Genomic DNA, 12,716 nt, shown 5'->3' on the forward strand with positions numbered 1-12,716 from the left:
CCGTTCTACCGTCCCGGCATGGACAACGACAGCAAGCGTGTAGTCATCTTCGGCGCCGGCGGGCGGGTCGGCCGGGCGGTCGTGGCGGAGGCGGTGGCCCGGGGTCACCGGGTGACCGCCGTGGTCCGCGACCCGGACAGGTACCGCGATCTGGAGGGGGCGGGCGTCACGCCGGTACGGGGCGACGCGACGGACGCGGCCTCGGTGGCGGCGCTCGCCGCGGGCCATGACGCCGCGGTGAACGCGGCCGTCCGTCTCGACATCCCCTCGGTCGACTTCTTCACGGCCGCGGCCAAGGCGATGGTCGCCGGGCTGACGGAGGCCGGTGTGGGGCGGCTGCTCACCCTGGGCATCGCCACGACCCTGGAGACCGCCCCCGGGGTGCGCCTGATGGACGCGCCCGACTTCCCGGAGGCGTGGCGGACGTTCTCCCAGGGGCACGTGGCCGAGTTCGAGCTGCTCACGGCGGAGGCCGGTCCCGGGCTCGACTGGCTGATGGTGGTGCCGGGGATGGATCTGAACGCGGAGGCGGAGCGGACGGGCGGCTACCGGACGGCCGTGGGCACGGTGATCGACGGCCCGGGCCGCATCGCCCACGCCGATCTGGCGCTCGCGCTCCTGGACGAGATCGAGCGCCCGCGCCACAGCCGGGTGCAGCTGGCGGTCTCGGTCTGAGAGGTCCTAGACGGGGGCGGGGGTGCAGTGCACCACGAGTTCGTCCATGGAGAGGCTCAGGACCCCGGCCAGGGCCGCGACGGTGAAGAAGGCCGGAGTCGGGGCCCGGCCGGTCTCGATCTTGCGGAGGGTCTCGGCGGAGAGACCGGCGGCCGCGGCGATCTCGACCATGGACCGCTCGCCGCGCGCCTCGCGCAGGAGCAGGCCCAGACGCTCGCCGCGCTCGCGCTCTTCGGGGGTCAGGGGTGTGCGCACCATGCCCCCATACTAATACCGGTATAGTAATTGGCCATGGTGGAGATCAAGACGAACGAATCCCTGGCGGCCATGCGTGAGTCGGGCCGCGTGGTGGCCCGTGCCCTGGCGGCCGTACGCGAGAAGGCGGCGCCCGGCGTGTCGCTCACCGAGCTCGACCGGGCCGCGCGCGCGGTGCTCGCGGAGGCGGGCGCCGGCTCGCCCTTCCTCGACTACCACCCGGAGTGGGCCCCGGTGCCGTTCCCCGCGGTCGTGTGCGTCTCCGTGAACGACGCGATCGTGCACGGCATCCCGGACGGCACCCGGCTCGCCCCGGGCGACCTGGTGTCCGTGGACTGCGGGGCGACCCTGGGCGGCTGGGCCGGCGACTCGGCCGTCAGCTTCACGGTCGGCCCGGCCCGGCCGGAGGACGCCCGGCTGATCGCCGCGGCGGAGGAGGCCCTGGAGGCCGGCATCGCCGCGGCCGTCGTCGGCAACCGCATCGGCGACATCGCCCACGCGATCGGCCGGGTCTGCCGGGCCGCCGGGTACGGCATCCCCGACGGCTTCGGCGGCCACGGCATCGGCCGCGCCATGCACGAGGACCCGGGCGTCCCCAACGAGGGACGCCCGGGCCGGGGCATGAAGCTGCGCCACGGGATGGTGCTCGCGATCGAGCCGATGCTCATCGGCGGCGGCACGGACGAGCACTACACGGCGCGGGACGGCTGGACGATCCGTACGTCCGACGGCTCGCGCGCGTCCCACGCCGAGCACACGGTGGCGATCACGGACGACGGCCCGCGCATCCTCACCGCGCTGTAGCGAGACGCGCCGCCACCGGTCAGGGCGCCGGCCGCACGACCATCGCCGAGCCGCCGCCCCTGCGGACCGTCTCCGCGGCGGCCACCCAGCGGCCGTCGGGGAGGCGCCGGACGCCGGTCGCCGCGCCGATCTCCGGGTTCTGCCGGAAGCCGTGCCCGATGCCCTCCAGTTCCGTCCTCAACGGACTGTTCCAGAGGGCCGGTTCGAGTTCGGTGGTGGCCTGGTTGCGCTGGCTGGCGCGCGGCGCGGCGATCGCGTCGACGAGCGGCAGGCCCCGGTCGACGACGCCCGTCAGGGTCTGGAGGACCGTGGTGATGATGGTGGCGCCACCCGGGGAGCCGAGCGCGAGGACGGGCCGGTCGTGCCGGTCGAGGACGATCGTCGGCGAGATCGAGGAGCGCGGCCGCTTGCCGGGACCGGGCAGGTTCGGGTCGTGGACGGCCGGGTTGGCCGGTGCGAAGGAGAAGTCGGTCAGCTCGTTGTTGAGCAGGAAGCCGCGGCCGGGCACGGTGATGCCGCTGCCGCCGGTGGACTCGATGGTGAGGGTGTAGGCGACGATGTTGCCCCACTTGTCGGCCACCGTCAGGTGCGTGGTGTTCTCACCCTCGTACGTGGTCGGGGCGGCCGTTCCCCCGCTCGCGCACGGCACCGGGCTGCTCGGGTCGCCGGGGGCGAGCGGACTGGTGAGGGCGGCGTCGTCGCGGATCAGGCAGGCCCGGGAGTCGGCGAAGCGCTGGGAGAGCAGGCCGCGCGTCGGCACGGACTCGAAGGCCGGGTCGCCGACCCAGCGGCCCCGGTCGGCGAAGGCGATGCGGCTGGCCTCGATGTAGCGGTGCAGGTAGCGGGCCTGGGAGGCCGCCGAGAGGTCGGTGCCCTCCAGGATGTTGAGCGCCTCGCCGACGCTCGTGCCGCCGGAGGAGGACGGGGCCATGCCGTAGACGTCGAGCCCGCGGTACGAGACCTTGGTGGGCCTGCGGGACTCGGTGCGGTACGCGGCGAGGTCGGCTTCCGTCAGGTCGCCGGGGCGGACGGTCCGGGTGGCTCCCGCGCGGAGCGGGGGCGTACGGACGGTGTTCACGATGTCCCGGGCGAGCGGGCCGCGGTAGAGGGCGCCGACGCCTTCGCGGCCCAGCGTCTCGTACGTACGGGCCAGGTCGGGGTTCTTGAAGACGGAGCCGACCACGGGCAACTGCCCGCCGGGCAGGAACAGTTCGGAGGTGGCCGGGAAGTCGCGGAACCGGGCCTCGTTGGCGGCGGTCTGGGCGCGGAAGGTCGGGTCGACGGTGAAGCCGTCGCGGGCGAGCCGCTCGGCGGGTTCGAGCAGGGTGTCGAGGCGCTTGCTGCCCCAGGCGTCGAGGGCCGTCTTCCAGGTGGCCGGGGTGCCGGGGGTGCCGACGCCGAGGCCGCTGGTCTGGCCCTCCTCGAAGGGGATGGGCTTGCCGTTCTCCGTGAAGAGGCCGGCGTCGGCGGTGCGGGGCGCGGTCTCGCGGCCGTCGACGGTCCGCACGGTGCGGCTCTTCGCGTCGTAGTACACGAAGTAGCCGCCGCCCCCGATGCCCGCGGAGTACGGCTCGGTGACGCCGAGGGCGGCCGCGACGGCGACGGCCGCGTCGACCGCGTTGCCGCCCTTGCGGAGCGCCTCGATGCCGGCGGCCGAGGCGTCGGCGTCGACACTGGCGACGGCTCCGCCGTACCCGACGGCGACGGGTTCCTTGACGGGTGGGTCGACGACCGGCGGGGCCTTCGGCGGTGCGGCGGCGCCCATCGAGAGCACCGTCGCCGCGACGGCGAGCAGGGAGACCTTGCCAGCGGCGGAGCGACGCATTCCTACCTCCAGTCAACGACCGTCCGCGCAGAGTAACTTCCCGCGCCGCCTCCCGTCAGGACCGCCTCGAACTGAAGACCGGATCGCCGCTAGCATGCGCGCCCATGAACGAAGACGTCCGGAACATCGTGCTCGGGGTCCTGGCGACCGGGGTCAGCGCCTCCATCGGCTGGCTGGGCCGCACGTACCAGTGGCGGCGCAGGCTGCGCCGCAAGCAGGCGTTCTTCGGCCTGCCCTCCGGTTCGGAGTGTCTGCTCGTGGTGAACCGCCTGGCCGGCAGCGAGCGCGGGGTGCACGCCACCGACGTATCGGCACTGCTCGAACTGTCGGCACTGATCAAGGACTGCGGGGCTCGACCCCGGGTCGTGCAGCACGACACAGCCCGTCAGGGACTCGGCGAGACGGCCGAGTTCTGTATCGGCGGTCCCTACTCCAACCGGCGCATGGCCGCCCATCTCCCGAATTTGCTACCGGGGCTCACGATGAACGTCGAGCAGGAGCCACGCGAGGACCGGGCGATGTTCACCGTGGCCGGCGAGACGTACCGCGCGGAGTGGGGCGTCAACGAGTACGTCGTCCTCGCGCGCCTCACCCGTGGCGACGGCGGGCGGCCGGTGTTCCTGCTCTGCGGCCAGGCCGCGGTCACCAATCACGCCGCGGCACGGCATCTGGTCCGCCACCACAGGACGCTGGCCCGGAAGTACGGGCAGGACGGTTCCTTCGTGCTCCTCCTGAAGGTGGTCAACTCGCAGGCGTACGGCCCCGATGTGGTCGAGCTGGTGGCCGACGTCACGAGCGCGGCGCGGACGGCTCCAGCGGCCGCACCGGCAGCGACTTGATCCCGTTGATGAAGTTGGAGACGAGGCGCCGGGGCGGTCCCGCGAGGGCCAGGCCTCCGCAGGCCGCGCGCACCTCCTCGTAGAGCACCCCCAGCTGGAGCCGGGCGAAGTGGGCGCCGAGGCAGACGTGCGGGCCGTCGCCGAAGGAGACGTGCGGGTTCGGGGTCCGGGCGAGGTCCAGACGGTGCGGGTCGGCGAAGACGCGCTCGTCGTGGTTGGCGGAGGCGTGGAAGACGACGACCTTGTCGCCCGCGAGGATCTTCTGTCCGGCGAGCTCGGTGTCGTGGGCGGCGGTGCGGCGGAAGGAGAGCACGGGCGGGTGCACGCGGAGGAGCTCGTCGACGGCCGTGTCCATGGAGACCTCGCGGCTCCACAACCGCCGCTGCTCCGCTGGGTGTTGGGCCAGAGCGAGGATCCCGCCCGGGGCGGCGCCGCGGACGGTGTCGTTGCCGGCGACGGTCAGGAGGAAGAAGAACATCTCCAGTTCCGCGTCGGCGAGTTCGGAGGCGGCCAGGACGCTCATGACGTCGTCGGCCGGGTGCGCGCGTTTGTACGCGGCGAGCTCCTGGGCGTAGTCGAACATCTCGGCGAGCATGGCGGGCGAACGGGGGTTGACCGGTCGCCCTTCGGCGTCGAGGACCGGGGGTTCGTCGGGGTCCTGGTAGGCGATGACCCGCTCGGTCCAGGTGTGCAGCAGTCCGCGGTCGCTCGCGGGCACCCCGAGCAGATCGGTGAGGTTGAGCAGGGCGTAGTCGTCGGTGACGGTCCGGACGAGGTCCACGTCGCCGCCGTCCGCGAACGCGTCGGCGAGCAGCTCGCGGGCCCGGTCGCGCGCGGTGACGGCGAAGCGCTCGATCCGCCCCGGGGTGAAGGCCCGGCTGACGAGCCGCCTCAACCTCCCGTGTTCCGGTCGATCCTGATTGAGCATCATGCGCCTGATGAAGGGCAGGTCGCGGGGGTCGGGATCGCGGATCTGGGTGGCGCCGAGATGCGAGGAGTACGTCCCCGAGTCCTTGAGCACCCGGACGACGTCGGCGTGCCGGGTGACGGCCCAGAATCCGGACCCGGCGGGCCAGCCGAGGATCTCGGGCTCGCCCTGGCGGGCGACGGGAGCCCGGTCGCGCAGGACGCGGAACCGGTCGTGCGGGATGCCCGCGGCGTAGATCCGCGGGTCGAAGACGTCGGGTACGTCGCTCGGGTCCCCCACCGTGCGCCTCCCGTCCGGGTGTTCCAGGGGTGAAGACGTCACCATCATGACAGGTCAGGGCCGGTTTTCGTAGGACGGAACGCACAGTTCGGGAGCCTTGTCCAGGGTGTCCCCCGACTCCCAGAATCTCCGTCGTGCATCGGACGGAGATGCATCACACGGAGAACAGGGGGCACATGGGGAACGCGGGGAAGTACAGCCAGGACGCGGTGCTGCGGGCGCGGGTCCTGCTGCTCGGGTCGGAGGAGCCGAGCCTCCGGGCGCGGCTGGACGCGTATCGGGTACTGGCGGAGGTGAGCCCGCGGGCGTATCTGCCGAAGCTGGTCGACGCGCTGCTCGAGCGGGCCCGCGACTTCGGGGATCCGGAGATCCTCCGGGCCCTGTACGGCGAGGCGGCGGCCGCGGCACGGCGGTTCGACGCGGACGTGCGGGACGGGAAGGAACGGCTGCACCTCGCCCTCAGCCACTACGAGCACGCACTGTTCGCCGTCGGCCGACGGGCCGAAGGGCGGGCGGTCTGCGAGGAGTTGGCGGAAGCGGGCCGGTACGGGCGTCTCGCGGTCGTGCTGGCCGAGGAGGGTCGGCACGGGGAGGCGGCCGACCTGCTCGGCCGGCGCATCGCGCCGAGGGGCGCGGACGTGTCCGAGTGGACGCTGATCGAGCGGGCGGCCGCGCTCGACGCCGCCGGGCGACACGAGGAGGCCCTGGACGTGTTCACGGACGTCGTGGACGAGGCGCGGCGGAAGGCGGCGGAGGACCGTGCCCCGCTGGCCTCCCTGGTGTGGAAGCTGGAGCAGTACGCCCGGATGCTCCTGGCCGCCGGACGCCTGACCGCCGGGGCCGCCACGCGGGGCGAGACGCTGGACCTGCTCGCCCGCCTCGCGCGGGGCGGCGAGCCGGTGAGCTGGAGCAACATCCAGGCCTCATGGGTCACTCTCCTCGTCCTCTCGGGCCGGCCGGCCGAACCGCCCGCCACTCCCGAGGCCCCGCTGCCCGCGTTCGGGGTCCACCCGGTCCACGGATGGTCTCCCGACATGCGGGAGGAGTACGTCGCCTCGGTCCCCGCCCTGGAACAGCAGACGGCCGACCTGCACGAGTCGGGCGATCTCCCCGGGCTGATCGCCGCCCAGCGCCGCCTGACCGTCCGTCGGGCGCTCCACTGGGAGACCTGCGGCCGCCGGGCCATGGAGTCGCTCCTGCCGTCCTTCGACGAGGGCGTGGCGCTCGCCCGCCGCCTGACCGCCGACCCGGGTGCGCTCGTCCGCGCCCTCACCGACCGGTCCATGTTCCTCCTCGCCGTCAAGCGGTACGAGGAGGCGCACGCCGACTTCGCGGAGGCCGCCGCCCTGGGAAGCGTCCTGCCACCAATCGTTACCCGCACGTAACTTACCGACCAGTTACCACGGGTAAAGCGCTCCGGTTACCGTCGGGTCACTTTCACTGCCCCCCATCAGTGACTCCAGTGAGGAGTGCCCCGTGCGCACATCCCTGGTCCTCGCCGTCTCGGCCGCCCTCGTGGCCGGGACGGCCCTCGGGCTCGCCCCGACAGCCCAGGCCGCCGACAGCCCGATCCGCTTCGTCGACATCGCCGGGGACGGCGGCACCGTCCTCAAGGCGAACGTCGTCACCCCCGCCGGGACCGGCACCGCCGCCCGGCACCCCCTGATCGTGCTGCCCACCAGCTGGGCCATGCCCCAGGTCGAGTACCTCGCCCAGGCCCAGAAGCTCGCCGACTCCGGCTACGTCGTGGTGAGTTACAACTCGCGCGGCTTCTGGCAGTCCGGCGGGGAGATCGAGACCGCGGGCCCCAAGGACGTCGCCGACGCCTCCAAGGTGATCGACTGGGCCCTCGCGAACACCCCGTCCGACCCCGCCCACGTGGGCATGGCCGGCGTCTCGTACGGCGCGGGGATCAGCCTGCTCGCCGCCGCCAACGACCCCCGGATCAAGGCCGTCGCGGCGCTCAGCGGCTGGGCCGACCTCATCGAGTCCATCTACAGCGGCCGCACCCAGCACCTCCAGGCCGCCGCCCTGCTCGGCGGCGCCGGCTACCTCACCGGCCGCCCGGGACCCGAACTCCAGGAGATCCTCGGTGACTTCCTCTCCTCCAACCTGGCCAAGGAGGAGGACATGATCGCCTGGGGCCGCAAGCGCTCCGCCGTCGAACAGCTCGACCGGATCAACGCCAACGGCGCCGCGATCATGCTCGGCAACGCCTGGGGCGACACCATCTTCCCGCCCAACCAGTACGCGAGCTTCTACGAGAAGCTCACCGGCCCCAAGCGCCTGGAGTTCCGCCCGGGCGACCACGCCACCGCCGAGGCCACCGGCCTCCTCGGCCTGCCGAACGACACCTGGACCAGCGCCCACCGCTGGTTCGACCACTACCTCAAGGGCGTCGACAACGGCATCGACCGCGAGCAGCCGGTCCAGCTGAAGCCGCGCTCAGACGGCGGCTACGAGGGCTACCCGGACTGGAAGTCGGTCAACGCCGACCGGCGGAAGTTCGCGCTCACCGGCTCCGAGCACCTCTGGGCGAACGTCGACTCGGGCGCCAACGGCGGCATCGTCATGCTGTCCAACCTCCTGGACCAGTTCTTCCAGGCGCCGCCCGTCGCCTCGATCCCGCTGCTCCCCCGCGCCTTCGCGGGCGTCTGGCAGTCGGAGCGGTACGACACCCCGCAGCGGGTGCGCGGTACGGCGCGCCTGCACACCACGGTCACCCCGACCGCCGAGAGCGGCACCTTCGTCGCGTACCTCTACGACGTCGGCCCGCTGGGCGTCGGCAAGCTGATCAGCAACGCCCCGTACACCTTCCACGGCAGGGCCCCGGGGAAGGCGTTCCCCGTCGACCTGGACCTGTTCTCCACGGCGTACGACGTCCCGGCCGGGCACCGCCTCGCGCTGGTCGTCGACACGGTCGACCCGCTCTACATCGAGCACAACCCGACCGGCGCGCAGCTGACCTTCTCCTCCCCCACGGCCGACCCGTCGTACGTGTCGGTCCCGCTGCGGGCGGAGTAGTCACCGGCCGCGGACCGGGCTCAGTACTCGGAGGCTTCCGCGTACACCTGGGAGAGCTGCGGCGCGCCCGTGATCGCCCAGTCGAGACCGGCCTCGACGACCTGGATCTCCCTGCCGGAGGCGAGCCGCACGACGGGTCCGCCGCCGGGCCACACCTGCCACTGGGCGCCCGGCACGTTCCGGACGATCACGGTGCCGAGGTAGAGGCCCGCGTCGTTCCCGAACCAGGGGAGCTCCTCCGGATCGTTTCGCCAGCGGGGAGGCAGCTGGTCGAGCTCCTGCAGGGAGCGCGGGGTGTCGTCCAGGGCCACCCCGGCCTCCTCGACACGGGAGCGCAGCAGCTCGCACTCGGAGAGGAGCTCGGCCACTCCCTCCGGGTCGCGGTCGAAGGCCGCGGCCAGGGGGGAGCCGGCCGGCTCGGGCTCATGCCGCTTGCGCCAGTTGTCCAGAAACGGGATGTTCATCCGAACAGCCTCGCACCGTCACCTCCCGGTCGACCACCCGGCGCGCGGAGATGATCTCCGCGGCCGGGTCGGAAGATCCGGTCAGACGTCCAGGTCGACGACGACGGGCGCGTGGTCCGAGGCGCCCTTGCCCTTGCGCTCCTCGCGGTCGACATAGCTGTCGGAGACCGCCTCGGCGAAGGGCTTGTTGCCGTAGACCAGGTCGATCCGCATGCCCTTGTTCTTCGGGAAGCAGAGCTGGCGGTAGTCCCAGTACGTGAAGGGGTGGTCGTACTTGAGGGGGCGCGGGACCACGTCGGCGAGGCCGGTGTCGCGGAGCCCGGCGAGCGCGGCCCGCTCCGGTTCCGTCACGTGCGTGGCGCCCTCGAAGACGGCCATGTCCCAGACGTCCTCGTCGGTCGGGGCGATGTTGTAGTCGCCGAGGACCGCGAAGGGGCGCTCCCCCGCCGCGTCCTCCGCGACGGCCGCCTTGAGCGCCTCCAGCCAGCGCAGCTTGTACGCGTAGTGCTCGTGGGCCACCTCGCGGCCGTTCGGCACGTACACCGACCAGACGCGGACGCCGCCGCAGGTCGCGGAGACGGCCCTCGGCTCCTGCAGGCCCTCGTAGTCGGGGCCGCCGGGCAGCCCGGTGACCACGTCCTCCAGGCCCACCCGGGAGACCAGGGCGACGCCGTTCCACCGCCCGGTGGCGTTGACCACCGACTCGTACCCCAGCTCGCGCAGCTCCTCGGTGGGGAACTGCTCGGCGGTGCACTTGGTCTCCTGGATGCACAGCACGTCGGTGCCGCTGCTCTCCAGCCAGGCCAGGAGCCGGGGCAGTCGGGCGGTGATCGAATTGACGTTCCAGGTGGCGATGCGCATGGCGCAAGCCTACTGGCGGGGTGTGACAGTCGGCCTTCGCGCCGCTCAGAGCTCGGCGGACGCCCCGGACGCGAGACGCGCGTGGTGGGTGCCGCCGAGCTCGCCGATCTGCCGGTCGTAGATGGGCCGGGCGAGATCGGTGAGCAGGGCGTCGTGGATGTCGTACGCCCGGCGCGGCTTGACCTCGCGCACGTAGTCGATGACCTCGGAGATCTTGTTCCAGGGGGCCATGACGGGCAGCAGCAGCGTGTCCACGGGGTGGTCGGGCACGGTGAGCGCGTCGCCGGGGTGGAAGACGGCGCCGTCGACGAGGTAGCCCACGTTCGTGATGCGCGGGATGTCCGGGTGGATCACCGCGTGCAGCTCGCCGTGGACCTGGACGTCGAAGCCCGCCGCCGTGAAGGTGTCGCCGTGCCCGACGGTGTGCACCCGCCCCGGGAAGGCTGCCGAGAGCCGCTCGGCGACGCTGCGCAGCGTCCAGATCTCGGCGGCCTCGTTGGCCTCCAGGGCGGCGCGCAGCCGGCCCTCGTCGAAGTGGTCGGGGTGCTCGTGGGTGACGAGCAGCGCGTCGGCTCCGAGGACGGCGTCCTCCTCGGTGAACATGCCCGGGTCGAGGACGAGCGTGCGGCCGTCCTTCTCCAGCCGCACACAGGCGTGGGACTTCTTCGTCAGCTTCACGGGGCCCAGGCTACGCCGGGGGCGTCGTCTCCTCCGCGATGACGCGGGAGACGACCCGCAGCGCCGTCTCGGCGGCCGGGAAGCCGCAGTACACGCCCGCGTGGAGGACGATCTCGCGCAGCTCCTCGGGCGACAGACCGTTGCGGAGGGCCGCGCGGGTGTGGTCGGCGAGGGCCTCCCGGTGGCCGCCCGCGACGAGGGCGGTGAGGGTGACGACGCTGCGGGTGCGCCGGTCGAGCCCCTCACGGCTCCAGACCTCGCCCCAGGCGTAGCGGGTGACGAGCTCCTGGAAGGCCCCGTCGGGGTCGTCGGCGAGGGCCTGGTCGACATGGGCGTCGCCGAGGACCTCACGGCGCAGTCCGAGTCCCCGCTCGTACGGGTCGGGCCGGCCGGCCTCGGCGGGCTCGGCCTCGGACAAGGCCGGGGCGGGCTCGACGACGGGGACGGGCGGCGGAGGCACGGCCAAGGTGCCACTGGTCTCCGGGACGATGCCGGAGAAGTGCTCGGTGAGCAGGTCGGTGACGGCGGCGGGCTGCTCGACCGGGGCGAGGTGCGAGGCGCCCGGCACGACGGCGAGCCGGGCGTCGGCGATCCCGGCGACCAGGGTGCGGGCCTCGGCGGGGCCGGTGACCTGGTCCTCGGAGCCGACGAGCACGAGGACGGGGATGCCGATGCTGCCGAGGGCCTCACGGACGTCGAAGACGGCGAGGGCCTCGCAGGCGGCGATGTAGCAGGCGGGGTCGGTCGTCCGGACCATCTGGACGGCCCAGTCCACGATGGCGGGCTGCGCGCCGGCGAAGAGCGGGGTGAACCACTGCTCGGGCGCGGTCCGGGCCATCGGCTCAAGACCGTTCGCCCGCACGATCACCCCGCGCTGCCGGAACTCGTCGGCGGTGCCGAACCGGGGCGAGGTGGCGACCAGGGCGAGCGAGGCGACCCGGTGGGGCGCGCGGAGGGCGAGGTCGAGGCCGACGGCACCGCCGAGGGAACAGCCCGCGTAGCCGAAACGCTGCACGCCGAGCGCGTCGAGCGTGGCGAGGAGCCGGTCGCCGAGCTCGGCGACGGAGGTGAAGGGCTCCGCGGGCGCGCCCCCGTGCCCCGGAAGATCGAACCGGACGACCCTCCAGTCACGGGTGAGCTCCGGTATCTGCCGGTCCCACATGTGGAAGGTGGTACCGAGGGACGGCCCAAGGACCAGGACCGGGGCGTCCTCGCGCCCGTCGACACGGTATTGCAGGGTGTTCGTCGCTGTCTCACTCACCCGCAAGACCCTCTCATCCCTCACGATCCCCCACATCGCCGGGTCGAACCCAGGGGCTCCCGTACGCGCGCCGACGGAGAAGCCGAAACGCAGGCCCTCCCACTTCGGCGCACCTCGTCCACGAAATCGATCTTGATCCGGTCTCGGGGCTTCGCCGCACCGGATGCGAATTCGGGAACATTACGTCACACGCCGGAGCCGGAATCCCGGATTGCCCGAAATGGGTTATCAGTTGACGGCGCATCAACTCCGTGATGCAGAATCCCCCCGCCGCGATCGGCGCACCGCAAAAAGAGGTCACTCTCCCCTACGAGGTGGCCTGGTTTGGCATGTCTTGCGGTGCTGCGACCGAGGTCAGATCCATCGCGACCGGCGACGGAAATGCCCGTGCCGGCGCGCCCGACGCACCTTTCCGCCCGAAATGGAAGGGTGCTGGAGAAGGGATTGGCGTGAGACTGAAATACGGGCGGGCGATAGCCTGCCTCGTGGTTTCGGCCGTGGCCGGCACCATGTTGCCACAAGTCGCTTATGCGGCTCCGGTTTCGGATGACGGTGATACGGGCATCTTTGATGCCCTCTCGGGCTGGCTCTCCGACACGGATGACAAGGCCGAGCCGGCAAAGCCGGTCGAGCCGTCGACCGGAGGGACTCCAGTTCTCCCGAGCCGGGAGAAATTGCCGAAGGGTAAAGCGGCGGCGAAGCCGAAGCGCGTCGCGGAGCTGACGGGTAAACGGACGGCGAACGCGCGGTACTGGCAGCTGTCCGACGGCCGGGTGCAGGCCGAGGTGTCGGCCGTCCCGACCGGCTACCGGGTGGGGAAGTC

12 protein-coding genes are annotated in these 12,716 nt (G+C 72.5%); 5 read left to right on the forward strand and 7 right to left on the reverse strand.

What is annotated here, in order from left to right; genetic code table 11:
• The first annotated feature begins 18 nt into the window (after window positions 1–18).
• Window positions 19–675 carry an NAD(P)-dependent oxidoreductase gene (locus tag ACF07V_RS21815; RefSeq protein WP_392156356.1) on the forward strand — a complete coding sequence of 219 codons (657 nt, stop codon included), beginning with the start codon at window positions 19–21 and terminating at the stop codon, window positions 673–675.
• A 6-nt stretch (window positions 676–681) separates the two neighbouring features.
• Here the strand turns inward: ACF07V_RS21815 and ACF07V_RS21820 are convergent, their stop codons facing one another.
• A complete protein-coding gene (locus tag ACF07V_RS21820; RefSeq protein ID WP_369147415.1) occupies window positions 682–933 on the reverse strand; it encodes a helix-turn-helix domain-containing protein in 252 nt (83 codons plus the stop codon).
• Window positions 934–966: 33 nt separating this feature from the next.
• Here ACF07V_RS21820 and map point away from each other — a divergent pair, with 33 nt between their 5' ends.
• Entirely contained in the window at window positions 967–1,734 is a 768-nt protein-coding gene (map, locus tag ACF07V_RS21825; RefSeq protein WP_392156358.1) for a type I methionyl aminopeptidase, read from the forward strand.
• 19 nt (window positions 1,735–1,753) lie between these two features.
• Here the strand turns inward: map and ggt are convergent, their stop codons facing one another.
• Entirely contained in the window at window positions 1,754–3,559 is a 1,806-nt protein-coding gene (gene ggt / locus ACF07V_RS21830; RefSeq protein WP_392156360.1) for a gamma-glutamyltransferase, read from the reverse strand.
• A gap of 104 nt (window positions 3,560–3,663) precedes the next feature.
• On the opposite strand from ggt, the gene ACF07V_RS21835 reads away from it, so the two are divergent.
• Window positions 3,664–4,398 (forward strand): hypothetical protein, encoded by a 735-nt coding sequence (locus ACF07V_RS21835; protein ID WP_392156362.1) that lies wholly within the window; start codon window positions 3,664–3,666, stop codon window positions 4,396–4,398.
• Here the strand turns inward: ACF07V_RS21835 and ACF07V_RS21840 are convergent.
• Entirely contained in the window at window positions 4,349–5,650 is a 1,302-nt protein-coding gene (locus ACF07V_RS21840; protein WP_392156364.1) for a cytochrome P450, read from the reverse strand. The genes ACF07V_RS21835 and ACF07V_RS21840 overlap by 50 nt on opposite strands.
• A 131-nt stretch (window positions 5,651–5,781) precedes the next feature.
• Here ACF07V_RS21840 and ACF07V_RS21845 point away from each other — a divergent pair, with 131 nt between their 5' ends.
• Both ACF07V_RS21845 and ACF07V_RS21850 read left to right on the forward strand, forming a co-directional pair.
• Complete coding sequence (locus ACF07V_RS21845; RefSeq protein ID WP_392156365.1) at window positions 5,782–6,990, forward strand: hypothetical protein; 1,209 nt, start codon at window positions 5,782–5,784, stop codon at window positions 6,988–6,990.
• 91 nt (window positions 6,991–7,081) lie between these two features.
• Window positions 7,082–8,629 carry a CocE/NonD family hydrolase gene (locus tag ACF07V_RS21850; protein ID WP_392156366.1) on the forward strand — a complete coding sequence of 516 codons (1,548 nt, stop codon included), beginning with the start codon at window positions 7,082–7,084 and terminating at the stop codon, window positions 8,627–8,629.
• Between the two features lie 20 nt (window positions 8,630–8,649).
• Here the strand turns inward: ACF07V_RS21850 and ACF07V_RS21855 are convergent, their stop codons facing one another.
• The 4 genes from ACF07V_RS21855 to ACF07V_RS21870 form a co-directional block, all read right to left on the reverse strand.
• Complete coding sequence (locus ACF07V_RS21855; protein ID WP_392156368.1) at window positions 8,650–9,093, reverse strand: DUF6278 family protein; 444 nt, start codon at window positions 9,091–9,093, stop codon at window positions 8,650–8,652.
• Between the two features lie 81 nt (window positions 9,094–9,174).
• Window positions 9,175–9,954, reverse strand: a complete 780-nt coding sequence (locus ACF07V_RS21860; RefSeq protein WP_392156370.1) for an exodeoxyribonuclease III — start codon at window positions 9,952–9,954, stop codon at window positions 9,175–9,177.
• Between the two features lie 45 nt (window positions 9,955–9,999).
• Window positions 10,000–10,632, reverse strand: a complete 633-nt coding sequence (locus ACF07V_RS21865; RefSeq protein ID WP_392156372.1) for an MBL fold metallo-hydrolase — start codon at window positions 10,630–10,632, stop codon at window positions 10,000–10,002.
• Window positions 10,633–10,642: 10 nt separating this feature from the next.
• Window positions 10,643–11,893 carry an alpha/beta fold hydrolase gene (locus ACF07V_RS21870; RefSeq protein ID WP_392156374.1) on the reverse strand — a complete coding sequence of 417 codons (1,251 nt, stop codon included), beginning with the start codon at window positions 11,891–11,893 and terminating at the stop codon, window positions 10,643–10,645.
• Window positions 11,894–12,716: the final 823 nt, after the last annotated feature.

This window comes from Streptomyces sp. NPDC015661 (assembly GCF_043077765.1).
Classification (GTDB): Bacteria; Actinomycetota; Actinomycetes; order Streptomycetales; family Streptomycetaceae; genus Streptomyces.